The sequence below is a fragment of the Bradyrhizobium arachidis genome (assembly GCF_024758505.1).
Lineage (GTDB): Bacteria > Pseudomonadota > Alphaproteobacteria > Rhizobiales > Xanthobacteraceae > Bradyrhizobium > Bradyrhizobium manausense_C.
This window is the reverse complement of record NZ_CP077970.1, coordinates 75,094-93,689: the sequence shown is the minus strand read 5'-3', so window position 1 is coordinate 93,689 and position 18,596 is coordinate 75,094. Positions and strand designations below refer to the sequence as shown.

The following is an 18,596-nucleotide window of genomic DNA, read 5'->3' as shown; positions in this document are numbered from 1 at the left end:
ATGCTTCGCGTCGTTCTGTTTCTCATCCTGATCGCTCTGGCTGGGGCCGGCGCAGCCTGGGTCGCCGACCAGCCCGGCGATGTCGTGATGACCTGGGGCGTTTTTCGGGCATCACCAAGCATTCCGGTGTTCGCGCTCGGCCTCGGCCTGTTCGCCGTAGCAGTCGTCTTCCTCTGGAGCATCCTGACCGTGATCTGGCGCATGCCGGGTCGGTTGCGCCGCCGGCGTCACGAGAAGCGCCACGCGCGCGGCCGTCACGCCATCACCCACGGCCTGCTCGCGATCGGACACGGCGACACGGCGGCCGCGCGCCGTCACGCGGCCGCGGCGCGCCGCCACACGCCGAGCGATCCGCTCGCGCTGTTGCTGCACGCGCAATCGGCGCAGCTCGAAGGCAACCGCGAAGAGGCGCAGCGCGCCTTCCGCGCCATGGCCGAGCGCGAGGACACGCGCCTGCTCGGTCTGCGCGGCCTCTTCATCGAGGCGCAGCGCGCCGACGATGCGGTCTCGGCCGTGATGATCGCCGAAGAGGCGATCAAGCTGTCACCGTCGTCGACCTGGGCGTCGCATGCGGTGCTCGGCTTCCGTTGCGCGCGCAGCGACTGGAGCGGCGCGCTTGCGATCCTCAGCTCCAACCTGTCCGCGGGGCTGATCGACAGGGCGACCTATCGCCGTCAGCGTGGCGTGCTGCTCACGGCGCGCGCGCTCGAACTGGAAACGATGGACCGCGACGTCGCGCGCGAGAGCGTGATGGAGGCGGTAAAACTCGCGCCGACCCTGGTGCCGGCGGCTGTGCTCGCCGCAAAATTCGAGAGCGAGGCGCACCAGGTACGCCGTGCCATGAAGATGGTGGAGGCGGCGTGGCTCGCGCATCCGCATCCCGATCTCGCGGACGCCTATGCGCATGTGAAGCTCGGCGACTCCGCCCGCCAGCGCTTGCAGCGCGTCGAGACGCTTGCCGCGAAGACGCCTGGCCATATCGAGGGCGCGCTGGCGATCGCGCGCGCCGCGATCGATGCGTCCGAGTTCGCCCGCGCTCGCGAGGCACTGGCGCCGTTCGTGGCCGATCCGACCCAGCGCGTCGCGCTGCTGATGGCCGAGGTCGAGCGCACCGAGCATGGCGACAGCGGCCGTGCCCGCGCCTGGACCTTGCGCGCCGTGCGCGCCCGCCACGACCCCGCCTGGACCGCGGACGGCTATGTCAGCGACCGCTGGCGTCCGGTCTCCCCGGTCACGGGCCGCCTCGACGCCTTCCAGTGGCAGACGCCAGTGGCGAGCCTGCCGTCAGACAAGGGCACCACGATCGAATCCTCCCCGTTCGAGGAGGCCATGCTGGCCGCCCCGCCGCCGAAACGGGTCACGGCTGGCGCCGCGAACCCGGAACCGATTCACGAGGCATCCGTGGCAGACCCGGCTCCAGCGCCGGCACCCCAGGACAATTCTCCGCCCGCAGCAAAGGCGCCTGAGACCGAGACCAAGCCGTCCGAGACCAAGCCTTCCGAGCCAAAGGTTTCCGAAACCAGGGCTTCCGAGACCAAGGTCATCGAGCCTGCGCCCGCCGAGCCGGCCAAACCGGCCCCGGAGCCGGTCGAATCAGCGCCGGTGGCGGCTACGCCCGTGTTCCGGGCCCGACCCGATCTCGGCAAGCCAGCGCCAGTGCCGATTCCCGCCGTCATCCCGATTGTCCGTGCGCCAGACGATCCCGGCATCGATGACGAGGGTCCGGCCGACGAATTTACGGAACAAATCGGCACGCCAAAGGCCCAGGCCGGTGGCTGGCGCGGATTCTGGTCCCGCTGGGGCGCCTGATCGGCGTCCCGGGCCCGCTTCTCCTTGCCAATTCGGGCCATGCCCGATATCAGGGGCGCGCGTAGGGGGCCGGCACCGGCCCTGCTCATGGTCCGCCGCAATAGCTCAGTCGGTAGAGCACGTCATTCGTAATGACGGGGTCGGGGGTTCGAATCCCTCTTGCGGCACCAGCGCCTTGAATCCCCTCTTCACAGGCTGTTTGCGACGAGTTGGCTGTCACGTCCTGCGCATAGCGCGGTCGTGACGACGCGTTGCGCGGCCGATCGGATATCGGCGTGGCTGCTGAGGCTCATCTCGAGTCGGTTCAATGGGGCCGCGCATTTGCGTGACGCGCGTCACATAACCCCGCGCGCGCATCTCCTAGTTTGCCACCACGCCAAAAACGGGAGACACAACATGCGCAAAATCCTTCTGATTGCCGCCCTGGTTCTCGCCTCGGCGTCCGCCCAGGCTGCCGGTCCCCGCAGCCTGTCGCTGGCAAGCAATGAGCCGGCCGCCACGCCGCCGACCACGACCAACATGACGGTGGCGCAGTCGACCGATGCGGCCAAGCCTGCCGAGACGCCGGCCTATGTCGAGCGGCCCTCCGCCGTCTCCACCCCGGCGCCCGCCGCGGCCCCGACCACAAATTCAGCGCCTGCGACCACGCAAACCCAGGCTGCCACCACCACGACGGCGCAGCCGATCACCCAAACCCCGACCAAGACGACTGCAAAGGCGAGCAAGCCGAAGCACAAGGCCTATTGGACCGAAGGCCGGATCATCAGCGAGCTGCATCGCCACGGCATCTACTGGTAAGTAAGAGCTAAACGCGCTCTCCCAGAAACGACAATGGCCGGGCGCGAGCCCGGCCATGACGCATCTGTGCGCTGATTTGACGCGCTACTGCGAGACCGTTTGCACCACGCTCGAGATCGGGCGCGCGTTCGACGCAGCAGTCGGCACCTTGAGATCCTTCATCAGCGCCTCGTCATATTCCGGCAGCGTCTGGAAGGTCGTCTTGGCCTTCATCTGCACGACCTTGTAGCCGCCGGCCTTGAGGCGCGCGAGCAGAGTCGGCAGCGCTTCGCCGGTGTGCTTCTGGAAATCGTGCATCAGGATGATGCCCTTGCCGAGCTTGTCGAGCCTGGTCATGACAGTCTCGACGATCTTTTCCGGCGTGGCGCCCTTTCTGAAGTCGAAGGAGTCGATGTCGGTCGAGAACATCGCGACGTTGCGGGTGCCGAAATAATTCACGATCGCCGGATTGTGCTGAAGCTGCGGGAAGCGGAAGAACGGCGCCGGGTTGGTGCCGAGCGCGTACTTTACCGCGCTAAACCCCTTCTCGACCTCATCCTTGGCCTGCTGCTCCGTCATCTTCTTGCCGTTCAGATTGACGTGCGACCAGGTGTGCGTGCCGACGGTGTGGCCCTGTGCCAGCACCTGGCGCAGGATTTCCGGATGATAGGTCGCATGCTTGCCGACCGAGAAGAACAGGCCTTTCGTGCATTCATCGGCGAGCGCCTTCAGCACCGCAGGCGTGTTGTTCGGCCACGGGCCGTCGTCGAAGGTCAGCACGACTTCCTTCTCGGTGAGGAAGTCGAACTGCTTGAAATGATCGAAGCCGAAGCCGGGGCCGCCTGTGGTGTCGATCTCGACCACGCGGGCAACGCCGAGCGCGTTCGGATTGGCGCAGGCCGGCTTTTGCGCAACGGGGGCCGGGGGAGGCGCTGGCTGCGGGGGTGGCGCGGCCGCAGCGACCTGCTTGCCGGACAGTGCCGCCGTGATCTCGACGTCGTCCTTTGCGGTGAGTTTTGCCGGCGCAGTATCGGGCTTGCGCGCGGCTGTGGTCTGGGGAGCGGCCGTTTCGGCGCGCGAGGAATAGAAAAACCAACCTCCGGCGATCACGACCGCCGCAATCACACTGGCCACCATCAGGCCCAACGCATTACGCATCGCTGCTCTTTCCAAATACGCAACCAAACAAGCGCTTTTCCCTCGCGCCCAGCCATTAATGCGAAGGAACAGTTAACGTGACACCAACACGACGGCGATTGCGGAGGAATTTCAGGTGGATTCCTAGCGTGACCGACGTCACAGTCAGCGGGTCGCTCGTGACCGTCATCACAGTGGAAACGGTTTTCGTGGAGCATCGTAGTTCCCATTAACAACGGGCCCCGCAGATGCGGTGCCAATGGGAGCTTCAAATGAATACGTCTCTGATTGCCAAGATCCGCGACTCCAGCCTGGCCCTGGGCTTTGCCGCCCTCGTCTCGATCATCTCGTCGACCTCCAGCTTCGCCTACACCGCCGAGGCGCAGCAGATGTGCACCGGCGACGCCTTCCGCCTGTGCTCGTCGGAAATCCCCAACATCCCGAAGATCACCGCCTGCATGATGAAGCACCGCGCCGACCTCAGCCCCGGCTGCCGCGCCGTGATGGACAAGGATCTCGCCAAGAGCGCGACCCGCAAGGTCGCCGACGCGAACGAGAGCGCCAAGGAGAGCGCCAAGTAAGACATCGGTCCTTCGTGGTGGCGACGCAGCCATCACGTCCTTGAGCTCCCTACCGTCGTGCAAGTGCCCCGGCGCAAGCCGGGGTGACTTGTCCAAGATCATCTCCAAGATCATCGCTTCACAAAGTCGTTGCGGTGATGGAACCGTCGCACTAGCTTCGCCCGCCTATTGTCCGGGTAAGAGGCGTCACGCGATGACCAGGTTTCTTTTTGTTATTCCCTTTATTCTCGTTGCATCGGGCGCATCAGCGCAGCAGGGGCACGATGCCTGCGCGCGCGATGTCTCGCGCTTCTGCCGCGCCGTGATGAACAATGGCGATATGGCCGTGCTGTCGTGCCTCAAGCAGAATCGCTCCCGCCTGAGCAAGGCATGCGACAAGGTGCTGACCGAGCACGGGCAGTAGAAGTCTTCTCGTCATCGCGAACCTGGAATCTCGCGCCACAATCTCTGGATTCCGGGTTCATCGCTGCGCGATGCCCCGGAATGACGTTGTGATGATTTACGTGCTGCTTCCCGCCGCGCTCGCGACGACAGGCAGCACCTCGCTTGCGGCGCGGTCCGGCGTCTCCTCTTTCCAGCGCACCGAGCCGAACGGACGCTCCAGCATGCGGCGGATGCGCACCGGCTCCGGCCCCATATGGAAATCGATCGCCTGCTGATGCAGCGCGCGCTCGGACTGCGTCGAGCGGTTGCGCTGGCGCAGGTAATCGAGCCAGGTCGGACAGTGATAGCGCTCGGTCCACAATTCCGGATCGGCGATGTCGCGCGCGATCGACCAGCCATAGGCGCCGTTGCGTTGCCTGGAGAGCTGCACGTCCTGCATCACATTGTGGAAGGCGCGCGCGTTCTCTTGGCTGACCCGATACTCGATCTCGACCACCAGCGGCCCGCTGCGCGCCGTGAGCGACAGTTTCACCTCGGGATCGGCCAGCACGTCCGCGTCTTCATTGCGCGCGCCGACACGCGGCATCGCGAGCCAGAATCCGAGCAGCGGTGAGACCAGCATCAGGCTCGCGGCCACCAGCAGCGCGACCTCGACGCCGGCAAAGTCGGTAAGGTGACCCCAGCCCCAGGCGCCGATCGCGATGCCGCCAGCGATCGCGGCCTGAAACGCCGCGAGCGAGCGCCCCGCGACCCAGCGTGGCGCCGAGAGCTGCACGCCGATGTTGAACAGCGCCACCGCAGCCATCCAGACGGCGCCGGCTAGCACCAGGGCTGCCGCCGTGAGCACCGGCTCCGTACTGATCGCGAGCGCGGCCATCGCAAAGGCCATCGAGATCGTGCAGGCACGGATCGCCGACTCGCCGCTCATGCGCTTGCGCAGCTCGTGGATGTTGAGCGCGCCGACCACCGCGCCCATGCCGAACGCACCCAATAAGATGCCGTAGGTCTGCGCGCCGCCATGCAGGAGGTCGCGTGCGATCAGCGGCATCAGCGCCATGACAGCACCGCCGATCAGACCCATCACCAGTGTGCGCAACAGCACGATCTTGATCGGCGGCGAGTTGGTGATGTAGCGAAAGCCGGAGACCATGGCACGGTTGAGCTTTTCCCGCGGCAGGCGCGAGGGCTCGGTGGTGCGCCGCCACAGGATCAGCACCACGAACAGCGGCAGATAAAGAATCGCGTTGCAGGCAAAGGCCGCCACGGCACCGAGGGACGCGACGATGACGCCGCCGATCGCGGGACCAAAGCTGCGCGCGATGTTGTAGCTGATGCCGTTCAGCGCCACTGCCGAAGGTAGCGCGTCCGGTGGCACCTGCTCACTGACCGAGGACTGCCATGCCGGACCGAACAGCGCATTGCCGCTGCCGACGATGAAGCAGAAGGCGAGCAGGGTTTCCGGGGTGATCAGCTTGAGCCAGGCGAGCACGGTGAGCGCGGTCGCGCCGATCAGCGCGATCGAGAGCGAGACCAGCGTCACGATGCGCCGGTCATACATGTCGGCGATGGCGCCGGCCGGCATCGAGATCAGCATGATCGGCAGCATCAGGGCGGTTTGCACCAGCGCCACCTTGTCCGCCGAGGCCGCCATCTGCGTCATCGCCCAGGCCGCGCCCACGCCCTGGATCAAGAGCCCGAGATTGGAGAGCAGGCTGGCGAGCCAGATGCGCCGGAACACAGTATATCGCAGCGGGGCGGTGATGCCGTCGCCGGTACTTCTCTGACGTTTCGGCTGCTCGGTCATATCCCCTTCCACCTGCATGGTGAGCGACGTCGGACGATTCCTGCCCCTCCACTGATGCCTGCGAAAGTCCTTCGCTGTCCAGTGTTTAGGCGGTTATAAGCGACCCAGCGGACAGGTTTTGAACGCTTGAAAGTTCAGGGAGGGACGAGAATGAAACTGTCGCGACGGACGATTCTGCTGGGCGCGAGCGCGCTGCCTTTCGCGACTGCGAAATTCGGAACAATGGCGTGGGCGCAGACTGCGCCTGCGGCCCCGACAGCTGAAGTGCCGCCGATCCTGTTCGTCCATGGCAATGGCGACTGCGATGCAGTCTGGATGACGACGTTATGGCGGATGGAGTCCAATGGCGTCGCGCGGGATCGCATGTCGGCCATCAATTTCACGAATCCCAACGCGCGCGACGATGACCGGGTGGAACAGGCCAATCGTTCCTCGGCGGAAGATCAACGCCGCGAACTGGCTGCGGCCATTGCCGAGCTGAAGCGCCGCACCGGAGCAGACCGCGTCGCGCTGGTCGGCCTCTCCCGCGGCGGCTACGCCATCCGCAACGTCATCAAGAATGGCGGCGCTGGCGACGTCAGTCATGCGGTGCTTGGCGGCACGCCCAATCATGGGGTCTTTGCCATCGACGATCTGATCGGCAGCGAATTCAACGGACGCGGCGCGTTCCTGCGCGGCCTGAACGAAGGCGAAAGCGAGGTGACGCCCGGGCCGGCGTTCCTCACGCTGCGCAGCGACGGCATGGACAAATATGCGCAGGCCGATGGCCGCTTCATCGGCAAACCGGGCGTGCCGACGGGCGTCACCGTAGAGGGCCCGGAGCTCAAGGGCGCCACCAATCTTGTGCTTGGTGTGCTCGATCATCGCGAGGTCGCATTGCATCCGCGCGCTTTTCGCGAGATCTACAAGTTCATCGCCGGCCGCGAGCCGACGCGCATCGCGATCGTGCCCGAAGCGAGCGTCAAGCTGAGCGGCCTGGTGACGGGGATGGCTGGCGCCACGCCGACCAATCGCCCGGTGGCCGGTGCCTCCGTCGAAGTCTTCCGCGTCGATCCAGAAAGCGGTGAGCGCAGGGGCGATCCACTGTACAGCATCAAGACGGCGGCCGACGGCCGCTGGGGGCCGTTGCAGGTCGATCCCACCGCGTTCCTCGAATTCGTCCTGACGTCGCCCGACGCGCCGACGACCCATATCTATCGCTCGCCCTTCGCGCGCTCGTCAGCCGTCGTGCATCTTCGGGCTGCACGCCCGCTCGGGCCGGCCGATGCCGGCGCGGGCGCGGTCGTGATCATGTCCCGGCCGCGGGGCTATTTCGGCTTGCCGCGGGACGTCGTGCTGTTCGACGGCAAGGAGCCGGCCGACGTCAAGCCGGGCGTACCCACGAACTCAGACGCCACCCTGCGGCTCCCGGCCTCGGACGTTGGACGTAACATCGTGGCAGAGTTCAACGAAGAACGGATTGTGGCACGGGCCTGGCCTGCCCAGGAGAACAGGATTGCGGTTGCCGAACTGACTTACTAGCTATTTTCTTGCAGCGCGTCTGCCGCGGAGAGAGCCATGAGCATCGCCGAAGCCTTTGACGTTCCGGTGGCACGTCGGCCCCTGGTCCCGCCGAGCCCGCCCCGTGCGCCCGAAGGCATGGGGACGATCGGCCGCATCATGGCGATGCGCGACAGCGTCATCTCCACCTGGGGACCGCGCGCCTATCAGGAGGATCTGATCCAGGCGCGCTTCTTCCTGCGCAGCAATTTCATCGTCAACCGGCCCGACGCCATCAAGCATGTGCTGGTCGACAATTACGAGAACTACACGCGGACGGCACCCGGCATCCGTGTGCTGCGCCCAATTCTCGGCGAGGGCGTGCTGATCGCTGAAGGGCGCAAATGGAAGCACCAGCGGCGCACGCTGGCGCCGGCATTCGTGCCGCGTGCCGTCACCACTTTGGTGCCGCACATGATCGCCGGCGTCGACGAGGCGATCGAAAAGCTGAAAGCGAATAGCAACCAGCCGGTCGACATCCGCGACGCCATGCAGCGCATGACCTTGGAGATCGCTGGCCGCACCATGTTCTCTTTCGAGATGGGGCGCCACGGCACCACGCTGCGCGAGCTCATCATGGAGTATGGCGAGAACCTCGCGCGGCCGCATCCGCTCGACCTGTTGTTGCCGTTGAGCTGGCCGAGCCCGCAGGATTTCGCCCGCGCGCGCTTCAGCAAGCGCTGGATGGAGTTCATGACGACGGTCATGACCGAGCGCCGTGCCATCGGCAAGCAGGAGGGTGCGCCGCCGCGCGATCTGTTCGACCTGCTTGACGCTGCGCGCGATCCCGAGACCGGCGCGGCGTTCACCGAGGAACAGTTGCGCGACGAGGCCGCGACCATGATCCTCGCCGGCCACGAGACGACCGCCACCGCGCTGTTCTGGGCGCTGTACCTGCTGTCGCTTGATCCGGCGACGCAGGATGAGGTCGCCGCTGAGGTGAAGAACGCAATGGCTGCCGGTGCGCTCGAGCTCGACCGGCTAAAATTCACCCGCGCGGTCATCGACGAGACCATGCGGCTCTATCCGTCGGTGTTTCTGATCGCGCGCGCGGCCGCAGCGCCCGACACCATCGGCGACAAACAGGTGCGCAAGGGCGACGTCATCCTCATCTCGCCCTGGCTGCTGCATCGGCACGAAAAGCTCTGGACCGATCCGGACGCCTTCATCCCCGCGCGCTTCATGCCGGGCGCACCGCAGCCGGACCGATTCGCTTATCTGCCGTTCGGCGTCGGGCCGCGCGTCTGCATCGGCGCGCAATTTGCGCTGGTCGAGGCGACGCTTGCGCTCGCAAAACTGATCGGTGCGTTCCGCTTCGCCCTGATCGACAAGAAGCCGGTGATGGCGATTGGTGTCGTGACGACGCAGCCAGACTATTCGCCGATGTTTTCGATCACGCCTCGCTGACGGAAGGCCCGGTCGGGCATTCGCTCGATCCTTACCTCGAGAGGTACCGCAATGAGTGACATCAAGGCTCAGTTTGCGCTGCTGAGACAGACCGCGGATGCGACGGTGGCCGACGCGATCGAGCATCTGGTGGAGAAGGGTGCCGATCCCGAGCTCAATCGCATCAACGCGATCGACTTCGCCAAGCAGGGCGGGCTCGACGAGGAGAAGGTCATCTCCGGCTTTCTTCACTCGTCGAGGCTGGGGCTGTTCGACCTGACCTGGAACGTGCTGTGTCCCGGCTGCGGAGGCGTGCTGGGCGCGCATTCGACGCTGAAGTCGCTGAAGCCCGACGACTACCATTGCGGCCTGTGCGCCTGCGGCTACGAGGCCTCTGTCGACGAGCAGGTCGAGGTCGCCTTCACCGTCAGCCCGCGGGTGCGCCGCATCGCAGCGCATGATCCCAACACACTGCCGGTCTGGGATTATTACAAGCAGATCTTCTGGAGCTCGGGCGTCGACTTCAACGTGGAAGGCTTTTCGACGCTGGCCGACGAGGTGACGCTCGATACGCTCGAGCTGCCGGCGGGCGAGAAGGCGGTGCTGTCGCTGCAACTGCCGAAGGAGTTCATCATCATCTTCGAGCCGGTGACGCATTCGGCGCAATTCATCGACGTGCAGGGCGAGCCGATCAAGGAGCGGCAGCAGCTATCGCTGGTCTACACCAAGACGCCGACGCCGACCGGCGGCACGCGGACCATGCGTCCCGGACCGCTGCGGCTGTCGCTCGACAATCAGGCTGACCAGCGCGTACTGCCGTCCGTGTTCGTCGCGGGTGAGGCGATGCATCATCTGATCGGCAAGCGCAAACCGTTCCTCACCGCGAAGCGGATGCTGTCCAACCAGACGTTTCGCGACGTGTTCAAGGCCGACAATCTCAGCGTCGACCAGCGGCTGAAGATCACTTCGCTGACCTTCCTGTTCACGGATTTGAAGGGCTCGACCGCGCTCTACGAGCGCGTCGGCGATCTCGCCGCCTTCGACCTCGTGCGCGCGCATTTCCACGCGCTCCTGGAAATCATCGCGTCCGAGAAGGGCGCCGTCGTCAAGACCATCGGCGACGCCGTGATGGCGACGTTCATCCGCCCCGAGCACGCGATCGTCGCGGGCCTAAAGATGCGGGCGGCCATGGACGAGTTGAACAAGCGGCGCGGCACGGACGATCTCATCGTCAAGATCGGCATCCACGAAGGCCCGTGCCTCGCCGTGATGCTCAACGAGCGGCAGGACTATTTTGGCCAGACCGTCAACATCGCGGCGCGTGTGCAGAGCCTGTCGACGGCCCAGGAGATCCACATCACCGGTCCCGTGCTCGACGCGCCGGCCGTGGCCGAGATTCTCGAGCAGCGCTCGATCAGGCCGATTCAAAAACAGGCCGCGCTGCGCGGCATCGCCGACAAGATGGTGGTGTACGAAATACCGTAAGTCCATTTAGGTGTGTCGTCCCAGATTGCCGAAACGTAATGCAATGCGGGGACCTGACGCACGTTGCGCCTGTTGGTTTTCACGCTCATATAAGAGCTAGTCGAAGCCGCCCCCGCGGCGCCCCAATCATGATACGGCAGGACGTAATGCTCGACGGATTGCGCCAATTCATCTCTGACATCGTTTCCCCTCAGGCGCAGGATCGCGCCTTCGGCGATAGCGATTATCGCCTGGCCGCCACCGCATTGCTCATCCACGTGATCTCGCTGGACGGCGAGCCGACACCGACCGAAAAGCGCAAGCTGCACGGCCTGATCGAAAGTCATTTCGGTCTGGATCGCGGTACCGCCGACCGCCTGATTGCATCTGCAACGGAAGTCGAAGGCGAAGCCGTCGATCTCTATCGCTTCACCAGCGTCATCATGCGCGCGCTCGACGAGGAAGGCCGCAAGCGCATCGTCGAGATGATGTGGGAGCTGGTCTATGCCGACGGCCACGTTACCGAGTTCGAGGACAACGTGCTCTGGCGCGCGTCGGATCTTCTCGCCGTATCGCAGCGGGACCGGATCGATCTGAAGCACATCGTTGCCAACCGTCGCACCGGCCAGGTCAAGGAAACCGTCGCCGGCGGCTGACCGATCGCGCCTGCGACCGGCGCGTGTATCGCCGACATGACGAAACTTTAATGTTTCAGATGATTGCCGGGCTCTCGAAGAGCCCTGCAAAACTTGGCATTTTCCTGCGTACGCTATCCGGTGCTCACGACGCCATGCGCTGAGACGGCTTGCGCCGCTCGCTAAGCCTATGCTCTCGTCAGTTTTGTTTTCTTCCAATTTGCTTGCATTCAAGAGACTTCATCGTGACTGAGCGTGTGACGCTGATTACCGGTGCCTCGGCGGGTATCGGCGCGGAGCTGGCGCGTGTGTTCGCTGCGAATGGCCATCGTCTGGCCCTGGCCGCGCGCCGTGTCGATCGACTGGAAGGGCTGGCGAGCGAGATTGCCGCCAAGGGCGGTACCAAGCCAATCGTGATCGCCTGCGATCTCGAGGAGGCCAATGCCGGCGACAAGATCGCCGCGACCCTCGCCGCCGAAGGCGTCGAGCTCGACCATCTCGTCAACAATGCCGGCTTCGGCGTGTTCGGCGAAGCCTGCAAGCGCGACCGTGCGGAGCAGCTCGGCATCATCGACGTCAATATCCGCGCGCTCACCGATCTCTGTCTGCGCTTTGCCGATCAGCTCGTCAAAAATCGCGGCGGCATCCTCAATGTCGGCTCGGTCGCGGGCTTTTTGCCGGGCCCCGGCATGGCCGTCTACTATGCCTCCAAGGCCTATGTGATCTCGTTCACGGAAGCCTTGCGCGGCGAGCTTGGGCCGCGCGGCGTCCGCGTCACCGTGCTTTGCCCGGGTCCGGTCCCGTCGGAATTTCAGGCGCGCGCAGGCTTTATGCCCGGTGTCGATTCGGCGGTTCTCAATGTCTCGGCTGCTGATGTCGCGCGGGATGCCTATCGCGGCCTGATGGCCAATAAACGGGCCGTGCTGCCCGGTCTCGGCATCAAGATCGTGCCGTTCCTGCTGCGCTTCTTTCCGCGCGGCTTCATCCTCGCCGCGGTCGGCCGGTTCCAGATGCGCAAGCGCTAGACTCCCAGTTTTGACGCGTTTTCTTGAACGCGAACCGGTCCCCACTTCGCTCGAAAACGCTCTGGCGCCAAAATCCCCGTACTGGCCCGTGGTTTGCTTTGCGAACCCTGTGTGCGCGAACTCACACGAAATTAACGATCGCTTAGTTATGCTGGCGGTCTGAACTCAGTTTTTCGGAAAGGCAATGTCGTTCCGGTCCCTCAGCGTTGGTGGCGCAAATCTGGTGCCCTTCCCGGGAAGGACGCCAGGCGCGACCGCCGCTCACCGCGATCCCTTGCCCGTTCTCATCGTTCTGCATCAGGAATCCTCGACACCCGGCCGCGTCGGCAATGCGCTGCGTGCGCTCGGCCACCGGCTCGACATCCGTCGTCCGCGCTTCGGCGATCCCTTGCCCGACACGCTCGACCGGCACGCCGGCGCCGTGATTTTTGGCGGGCCGATGAGCGCCAACGATTCCGATGACTATGTCCGCCGCGAGATCGACTGGATCGAAATTCCGCTCCGTGAACAACGGCCCTTCCTCGGCATTTGCCTGGGCGCGCAGATGCTCGCAAAACAGCTTGGCGCGCGCGTTGCGCCCCATCCGGATGCGCTGACCCAGATCGGCTACTATCCGATCCGTCCGACCGCCGCGGGCCACACGCTGTGTCCGGATTGGCCGGATCAGGTCTATCACTGGCACCGCGAAGGCTTTGAGTTGCCGACTGGCGCCGAGCTGCTCGCCGAGGGCGATGACTTTCCGGTGCAGGCGTTTCGCGCCGGCCATGCCTTCGGCTTCCAGTTTCATCCCGACGTGACCTACGCGATGATGCATTGCTGGACCACGCGCGGATATGACGGTTTTGGCGCACCCGGTGCGCGGGCGCGTCACCATCACTTTGCAGACCGTGCCGTCTACGACGTCGTGGAACGCGCCTGGTTGAAGCAGTTTGTCGACGGCTGGCTTGCGTGCCGGCCGGTGCTGGCGCAGGCCGCAGAATAGTCGCGGCACCTCGCCGCTTGCCACAGTCCTCGCCAAATCGGCAGATGTGTTAGGGTCGTCCTCATAAGCAGCCCCCAAGAGGCATGCGCGAGGGAGGCCCCCATGACCGGCGAGGATTTTGCAACACTGCTCGATGCGTTCACGCACGCGGCGGAATCCGGCGACGGCGCCCGGTTTGCTCAGCACTTCACCGAGGACGGCGTCTACTACGATTACATCTACGGTCCGCATCGCGGACGCGCAGATATCGCGCACATGATGCAAGGCCTGTTTCACCGTGACGCCACTGACTATCGCTGGGAGATGTTCGATCCCGTCTTCGACGGCCATCAGGGCTATGCCTGGTCGCTGTCGAGCTTCACCTCGACCATCCCGCAATTTGCCGGCAAGCGCATCGACAGCGACGGCATGAGCCGCTTTGTCATCCGCGACGGTCTGATCGCGGAGTACCGCGAATCCGTCAATGGCGGCGTTGCGATGGCGCAGCTCGGTGTCGAGCCGGCACGCATGGCAAAAGTGTTTTCACGCTGGAGCGGCTGGCTGAACGAGCAGCCGGAAACGCAGGCCTATCTCGCGCGGCCAAAAGGCTCGCGCGCAAGAAGCTAAGCTAATAGGAAGCTAAGCTAACAAGAAGGGAGAAAACCGCCGTGAGCTACGAACACATCCTCTATGACGTCGACGAGAAGATCGCGACCATCACGCTGAACCGTCCCGACCGCATGAATGCGTGGACGCCGATCATGGAGCGCGACGTCCGCCGCGCGATGGAGGCGGCAGCCAGCGACGACAATGTCCGCGTCATCATCATCACGGGCGCAGGCCGCGCCTTCTGCGCCGGCGCCGACATGGACGCGTTGATGGGGCTTGATCCCAATGACATCAGGCGCGCCTCGAGCCTGCCGTCCTTCGACATGAACCGCCGACCGGACTGGCAGACCCGCTACGGCTACTACCCTTCGATTGGCAAGCCGGTCATCGCCATGCTCAATGGCGCCACCGCCGGGATCGGCCTCGTCCACGCGCTCTATTGCGACCTGCGTTTTGCGGCCGATAATACCGTCTTCACCACCGCCTTCGCACGGCGCGGACTTATTGCCGAACATGGAATCTCCTGGATGCTGCCGCGCATCGTCGGCCATGCCAATGCGCTGGACCTCCTGATGTCGGCGCGCCGCGTCTCCAGCGAGGAGGCGCTGCGGATCGGTCTCGTCAACCGACTCTGCCCACCCGAGAAGCTGCGCGAAGAAACCTATGCCTATGCCCGCGACCTCGCCGATTTCGTCTCGCCCAGCGCCATGGCCGTGATCAAGCGGCAGCTCTACGAGGTGCCGTTCCAGACGCTCGGGGAAGCCACGATCGAGGCCAACCGGGAAATGATGGTCGCGCTGAACGGCAGCGATTTCCGGGAAGGCGTGGCGAGTTTTATGGAGAAGCGGCCGCCGCGGTTTACGGGGAAATAGGGGGATTTGGGAGGAAGCCCGCCGTCGCCCTTCGGGCTATGGCGTGGCAGCCTTCGCTCACTTCGCTACGAGGGACTTCCCAGGCTTGCCGAGCCGTAGCTCGCGAAGCGAGCGAAGGCTGGTGGAGCCAGGCGGGATCGAACCGCCGACCTCGTCATTGCGAACGACGCGCTCTCCCAGCTGAGCTATGGCCCCGTCGTGGCCGCTCTGGTGGAATGCGGCCAACAATCGGCCGCCATTTAAGTCGCCGCCAAGGTCAAGTCAAGGACGGGCGTGACGGGGTTTTAGCCTCAACTTCGCCGGAACTTCCCTTGTTTGAGCCGGGGGGAACCGATATCTAGCAAAAGTCCACTGCCCCCCGCCCCGAAGCCAGAGTTTTGACCGCCATGCGTGCCGTTCTCGACATCGTCATTATCGTGCTCGACCTCTACGTCTGGCTGTTGATCGCCTCGGCGATCCTGTCCTGGCTGATCGCGTTCAACGTTGTGAACACCCGCAACCAGTTCGTCTCGGCGGTCGCGGAATTCCTGTACCGCATTACCGAGCCGGTGCTGGCGCCGATCCGCAACTTCCTGCCCAGCCTCGGCGGCATCGACATCTCGCCGATCATCCTGATCCTGATCATCATGTTCCTGGAGCGGGTGATCATGTACTACATCTACCCGAACGTGATTTAGCCCAGTCGAGCGGAGTCTCCGCGTTGTCGCTGAAGGAGCCTCGTCGTTGAAGGAGCCTTATCGTTGAAGGAGCCCTGGCGCTATTCAGCGACAGGCATCAGCGTTGCGATTCGAGTGACGCCGCGCGGTGGCCGCGACGATATCGACGGGATCGAGCAGCTTGCCGACGGCCGCAGCGTGCTCAAGGTGCGGGTGCGGGCCATCGCCGATGGCGGCGAGGCCAACCGCGCGGTCTTGGGTCTGTTGGCAAAGTCGCTCGGCGTGCCCAAGGCCAGCGTGCGGCTTGTGTCCGGGGCCACGTCGCGATTGAAGCAGATTGCGGTGGATGGCGATCCGGTGCGTCTGGGCGAGGCCCTGCGCCGGCTCACCTCGTCCGAACCAAAGGAATCGAAATGACGGCCAAGATCATCGATGGGAAAGTCATTGCCGCCGAGCTGCGCGCTCGCGTCGCCGACGAGGTCGCCCGGGTCAAGCGCGAGCACAATCTGGTGCCGGGTCTCGCAGTTGTCCTGGTCGGCAATGATCCCGCCTCCGAGGTCTACGTCCGCTCCAAGCACACCCAGACGCAAGGCGCCGGCATGGCCTCGTTCGAGCACAAGCTGCCGGCCGATGTCTCGCAGGCGGATCTGCTGGCGCTCGTTGCAAAGCTCAACCGCGATCCCGCCGTGCACGGCATCCTCGTGCAATTGCCGCTGCCGAAGGGGCTCAACACCGAGGCCGTCATCAATGCGATCGATCCCGCCAAGGATGTCGACGGCCTGCATCCGAACAATGCCGGCCGGCTCGCCGGCGGCTTTCAGGCGCTGTCGCCGTGCACGCCGCTCGGCTGCATCATCCTGACCAAGAGCGTGCATGCCTCGCTCGAAGGCATGAACGCCATCGTCATCGGCCGCTCCAATCTGGTCGGCCGTCCGCTGGTGCAGTTGTTGCTGAACGAGAACGCGACGGTGACGATCGCGCATTCGCGCTCACGCGATCTGCCGGGTCTGGTAAGGCAAGCCGATCTCGTCTACGCCGCCGTCGGCAAGCCGGAGATGGTGCGCGGCGACTGGCTGAAGCCGGGTGCGACCGTGATCGATGTCGGCATCAACCGCATCCCCAGGGACGACGGCAAGACCAGGCTCGTCGGCGACGTCGCCTATCAGGAAGCGCTCAACGTCGCCGGCGCGGTCACGCCGGTGCCCGGCGGCGTCGGCCAGATGACGGTGGCCTGCCTGCTCGTGAACACGCTGCGCGCCGCCTGCGCGATCGCAGGCTTGCCGAAGCCGGGGGTGTAACCGGTTGTCATTCCGGGCGATGCGCAACATCGAACCCGGAATCTCGAGGTTCCACAATGCGCAATTGCGCATTGGGGTTCGCTTCGCGCCCCGGAACGACAGACACTCACCCCGCCGTATTCTCGATCAGCCGCCGGTAGAACCGGATCATGTCGGCATAGCCTTCGATGCTGAGGCGCTCATTGGTGCCGTGGAAGCGCTTGAGGTCTTCCGAATTGGCGCGCACCGGCGAGAAGCGGAAGATGTTGTCGGTGATATCGGCATAGTGACGCGAGTCGGTCGCGGCCACCATCAGACCGGGCGCGACGACGACGTCGGGGAAGATCTCGCGGATGGTCCGGGTCAGCGCCTGATAGGATTTGCTCGACGTGCCCGTGACCGGCGGCGGATTGGTGTTGCCGGGAAACGGCGCGATCGAGATTTTTTCGTTCTTGATCGTGGTGCGGACGTGATCGGTGACGCTGTCCTGGGTGTCGCCGGGCAGCAGGCGGAAATTGACGGTGGCCTCCGCATTGCCGGGCAGCACGTTGTCCTTGTCGCCGGCGTTGAAGATCGTCAGCGCCGTCGTGGTGCGGACCGTCGCCTCCGCCGGGCCGGTCTTCTCGAACTCGCGCAGCACCAGCGGCCTGAACAGCCAGAGGTTCGACAGCACCACGCGGTTGAACCCGCTCATCTCCGGCGCCAGCGTGTCGAACATCTCGGCGACGGTGCCGCGAATTTGCATCGGCAGGCGGTTGTCCTCGAGCCGCGCCAGCGCAGCGCTCATCATGCCGATCGCGGTCTCGCGCGGCGGCATCGAGGAATGGCCGGGCGTCGAATGCGCCGTAAGTACCAGCGTGGCATAGCCCTTTTCCGACAGCCCGATCAGCGCCGCCGGCTTGTCGAGGCCCTTCATCACGCCCTCGACAATCAGCAGGCCTTCGTCGAGCACGAAGTCGAACCGCACGCCGCGCGCGGCGAGCGCCGCCGCGATCGACTTGGCACCGCGTGTACCGGCCACTTCCTCGTCATGGCCGAAGGCGAAATAGATCGTGCGTTTCGGGCGAAAGCCCTCCTTCGCCATCTGCTCGGCGGCCTCAAGCATCGAATAGAGGTTGCCCTTGTCGTCCCAGGAGCCGCGGCCCCAGATGTAGCCGTCGGCGATGGCGCCCTCAAACGGCTTTTGCTGCCAGTCCTTCTCGGTGCCGGACGCGATCGGCACGACGTCCTGGTGCGCTAGCAGCGCGATCGGCTGCGCCTTGGGATCAGATCCTTCCCAGATGTAGAGCAGGCTGTGGCCGCCGATCACCTCGCGTTTCGCCGCTCCATGGAAGGTCGGGAAGCTCGCCTTGATATGGGCCTCCAGGCCGCGTAGCGCTTCGGCGTCCTGCTCCGGATTGAGGAAGTTCGAGATGGTCTGGAAGCGGATCGCCTCCGACAGCCGTTTTGCCGCGCCCTCTGTATCGACCGTTGCACGCGGAACGGCGGCGACCTGGACCTGGCGCGAGCCGCGGGTCATGACGTTGAAAGCGAGCACGCCGGCGAGAATGACGATGCCGGCGACAACAAGCAAAACCATGTTGCGAATGATCTTGAGAAAGCGGCGCATGGGCCTGCGTGCGTGCCTAGACCTCCGTCATTCCGGGGCGATGCGTAGCATCGAACCCGGAATCTCGAGAT

General features: G+C 64.7%; 18 protein-coding genes and 2 tRNA genes. 16 read left to right on the top strand and 4 right to left on the bottom strand.

Going from position 1 to position 18,596, the window contains the following annotated elements; genetic code table 11:
* From KUF59_RS00440 to KUF59_RS00430, 3 genes are all read left to right on the top strand, one after another.
* On the top strand, positions 1–1,809 hold the full coding sequence (locus KUF59_RS00440) for a heme biosynthesis protein HemY (RefSeq protein ID WP_212456445.1): 1,809 nt from the start codon (positions 1–3) through the stop codon (positions 1,807–1,809).
* A 94-nt stretch (positions 1,810–1,903) separates the two neighbouring features.
* A tRNA-Thr gene (locus KUF59_RS00435) sits at positions 1,904–1,979 on the top strand.
* A gap of 226 nt (positions 1,980–2,205) precedes the next feature.
* Positions 2,206–2,607, top strand: coding sequence for a hypothetical protein (locus KUF59_RS00430; protein ID WP_212456446.1), 402 nt, complete (start codon positions 2,206–2,208; stop codon positions 2,605–2,607).
* Positions 2,608–2,691: 84 nt separating this feature from the next.
* Here KUF59_RS00430 and KUF59_RS00425 read toward each other — a convergent pair whose 3' ends face one another.
* Positions 2,692–3,744 (bottom strand): polysaccharide deacetylase family protein, encoded by a 1,053-nt coding sequence (locus tag KUF59_RS00425; RefSeq protein WP_212456447.1) that lies wholly within the window; start codon positions 3,742–3,744, stop codon positions 2,692–2,694.
* Between the two features lie 251 nt (positions 3,745–3,995).
* Between KUF59_RS00425 and KUF59_RS00420 the strand changes: the two genes are divergently transcribed.
* Both KUF59_RS00420 and KUF59_RS00415 read left to right on the top strand, forming a co-directional pair.
* Positions 3,996–4,304 (top strand): hypothetical protein, encoded by a 309-nt coding sequence (locus KUF59_RS00420; protein WP_212456448.1) that lies wholly within the window; start codon positions 3,996–3,998, stop codon positions 4,302–4,304.
* A 193-nt stretch (positions 4,305–4,497) separates the two neighbouring features.
* Positions 4,498–4,707 carry a hypothetical protein gene (locus tag KUF59_RS00415; RefSeq protein WP_212456557.1) on the top strand — a complete coding sequence of 70 codons (210 nt, stop codon included), beginning with the start codon at positions 4,498–4,500 and terminating at the stop codon, positions 4,705–4,707.
* A gap of 96 nt (positions 4,708–4,803) precedes the next feature.
* Here the strand turns inward: KUF59_RS00415 and KUF59_RS00410 are convergent, their stop codons facing one another.
* Positions 4,804–6,492 carry an MFS transporter gene (locus KUF59_RS00410; protein ID WP_212456449.1) on the bottom strand — a complete coding sequence of 563 codons (1,689 nt, stop codon included), beginning with the start codon at positions 6,490–6,492 and terminating at the stop codon, positions 4,804–4,806.
* A 150-nt stretch (positions 6,493–6,642) separates the two neighbouring features.
* Between KUF59_RS00410 and KUF59_RS00405 the strand changes: the two genes are divergently transcribed.
* From KUF59_RS00405 to KUF59_RS00370, 8 genes are all read left to right on the top strand, one after another.
* A complete protein-coding gene (locus KUF59_RS00405; RefSeq protein ID WP_212456450.1) occupies positions 6,643–8,013 on the top strand; it encodes a hydrolase in 1,371 nt (456 codons plus the stop codon).
* Positions 8,014–8,049: 36 nt separating this feature from the next.
* Positions 8,050–9,438: a cytochrome P450 gene (locus KUF59_RS00400; protein WP_212456451.1), complete on the top strand. Its 1,389-nt coding sequence runs from the start codon at positions 8,050–8,052 to the stop codon at positions 9,436–9,438.
* 51 nt (positions 9,439–9,489) lie between these two features.
* A complete protein-coding gene (locus KUF59_RS00395; protein ID WP_212456452.1) occupies positions 9,490–10,902 on the top strand; it encodes an adenylate/guanylate cyclase domain-containing protein in 1,413 nt (470 codons plus the stop codon).
* A gap of 146 nt (positions 10,903–11,048) precedes the next feature.
* A complete protein-coding gene (locus KUF59_RS00390) occupies positions 11,049–11,537 on the top strand; it encodes a tellurite resistance TerB family protein (protein ID WP_212456453.1) in 489 nt (162 codons plus the stop codon).
* 224 nt (positions 11,538–11,761) lie between these two features.
* Complete coding sequence (locus tag KUF59_RS00385) at positions 11,762–12,541, top strand: SDR family NAD(P)-dependent oxidoreductase (RefSeq protein ID WP_212456454.1); 780 nt, start codon at positions 11,762–11,764, stop codon at positions 12,539–12,541.
* Positions 12,542–12,725: 184 nt separating this feature from the next.
* Complete coding sequence (locus KUF59_RS00380; protein WP_212456455.1) at positions 12,726–13,523, top strand: glutamine amidotransferase; 798 nt, start codon at positions 12,726–12,728, stop codon at positions 13,521–13,523.
* A 102-nt stretch (positions 13,524–13,625) separates the two neighbouring features.
* Positions 13,626–14,129: a nuclear transport factor 2 family protein gene (locus KUF59_RS00375; protein WP_258768079.1), complete on the top strand. Its 504-nt coding sequence runs from the start codon at positions 13,626–13,628 to the stop codon at positions 14,127–14,129.
* 41 nt (positions 14,130–14,170) lie between these two features.
* The gene (locus KUF59_RS00370; RefSeq protein WP_258768078.1) at positions 14,171–14,983 is read left to right on the top strand and encodes an enoyl-CoA hydratase; all 813 of its coding nucleotides are present in this window, start codon (positions 14,171–14,173) and stop codon (positions 14,981–14,983) included.
* Between the two features lie 119 nt (positions 14,984–15,102).
* Here KUF59_RS00370 and KUF59_RS00365 read toward each other — a convergent pair.
* A tRNA-Ala gene (locus tag KUF59_RS00365) sits at positions 15,103–15,178 on the bottom strand.
* Between the two features lie 191 nt (positions 15,179–15,369).
* On the opposite strand from KUF59_RS00365, the gene KUF59_RS00360 reads away from it, so the two are divergent.
* From KUF59_RS00360 to folD, 3 genes are all read left to right on the top strand, one after another.
* Positions 15,370–15,660, top strand: coding sequence for a YggT family protein (locus tag KUF59_RS00360; RefSeq protein ID WP_212456458.1), 291 nt, complete (start codon positions 15,370–15,372; stop codon positions 15,658–15,660).
* Between the two features lie 63 nt (positions 15,661–15,723).
* Positions 15,724–16,056, top strand: coding sequence for a DUF167 domain-containing protein (locus KUF59_RS00355; RefSeq protein WP_212456459.1), 333 nt, complete (start codon positions 15,724–15,726; stop codon positions 16,054–16,056).
* Positions 16,053–16,937, top strand: coding sequence for a bifunctional methylenetetrahydrofolate dehydrogenase/methenyltetrahydrofolate cyclohydrolase FolD (gene folD, locus KUF59_RS00350; protein ID WP_212456460.1), 885 nt, complete (start codon positions 16,053–16,055; stop codon positions 16,935–16,937). The genes KUF59_RS00355 and folD overlap by 4 nt, the downstream gene beginning before the upstream one ends.
* A gap of 106 nt (positions 16,938–17,043) precedes the next feature.
* Here folD and KUF59_RS00345 read toward each other — a convergent pair whose 3' ends face one another.
* Positions 17,044–18,525, bottom strand: a complete 1,482-nt coding sequence (locus KUF59_RS00345; RefSeq protein ID WP_212456461.1) for a M20 family peptidase — start codon at positions 18,523–18,525, stop codon at positions 17,044–17,046.
* Between the last annotated feature and the right edge of the window lie 71 nt (positions 18,526–18,596).

What these genes read in the sequence shown, in the direction of transcription:
- KUF59_RS00420 (WP_212456448.1), top strand. Translation starts at nt 3,996, where the DNA reads ATGAATACGTCTCTGATTGCCAAGATCCGCGACTCCAGCCTGGCCCTG.
- KUF59_RS00400 (WP_212456451.1), top strand. Translation starts at nt 8,050, where the DNA reads ATGAGCATCGCCGAAGCCTTTGACGTTCCGGTGGCACGTCGGCCCCTG.
- folD (WP_212456460.1), top strand. Translation starts at nt 16,053, where the DNA reads ATGACGGCCAAGATCATCGATGGGAAAGTCATTGCCGCCGAGCTGCGC.
- KUF59_RS00425 (WP_212456447.1), bottom strand. Translation starts at nt 3,744, where the DNA reads ATGCGTAATGCGTTGGGCCTGATGGTGGCCAGTGTGATTGCGGCGGTC.
- KUF59_RS00380 (WP_212456455.1), top strand. Translation starts at nt 12,726, where the DNA reads ATGTCGTTCCGGTCCCTCAGCGTTGGTGGCGCAAATCTGGTGCCCTTC.
- KUF59_RS00360 (WP_212456458.1), top strand. Translation starts at nt 15,370, where the DNA reads ATGCGTGCCGTTCTCGACATCGTCATTATCGTGCTCGACCTCTACGTC.
- KUF59_RS00430 (WP_212456446.1), top strand. Translation starts at nt 2,206, where the DNA reads ATGCGCAAAATCCTTCTGATTGCCGCCCTGGTTCTCGCCTCGGCGTCC.
- KUF59_RS00415 (WP_212456557.1), top strand. Translation starts at nt 4,498, where the DNA reads ATGACCAGGTTTCTTTTTGTTATTCCCTTTATTCTCGTTGCATCGGGC.
- KUF59_RS00390 (WP_212456453.1), top strand. Translation starts at nt 11,049, where the DNA reads ATGCTCGACGGATTGCGCCAATTCATCTCTGACATCGTTTCCCCTCAG.
- KUF59_RS00410 (WP_212456449.1), bottom strand. Translation starts at nt 6,492, where the DNA reads ATGACCGAGCAGCCGAAACGTCAGAGAAGTACCGGCGACGGCATCACC.
- KUF59_RS00375 (WP_258768079.1), top strand. Translation starts at nt 13,626, where the DNA reads ATGACCGGCGAGGATTTTGCAACACTGCTCGATGCGTTCACGCACGCG.
- KUF59_RS00405 (WP_212456450.1), top strand. Translation starts at nt 6,643, where the DNA reads ATGAAACTGTCGCGACGGACGATTCTGCTGGGCGCGAGCGCGCTGCCT.
- KUF59_RS00345 (WP_212456461.1), bottom strand. Translation starts at nt 18,525, where the DNA reads ATGCGCCGCTTTCTCAAGATCATTCGCAACATGGTTTTGCTTGTTGTC.
- KUF59_RS00395 (WP_212456452.1), top strand. Translation starts at nt 9,490, where the DNA reads ATGAGTGACATCAAGGCTCAGTTTGCGCTGCTGAGACAGACCGCGGAT.
- KUF59_RS00440 (WP_212456445.1), top strand. Translation starts at nt 1, where the DNA reads ATGCTTCGCGTCGTTCTGTTTCTCATCCTGATCGCTCTGGCTGGGGCC.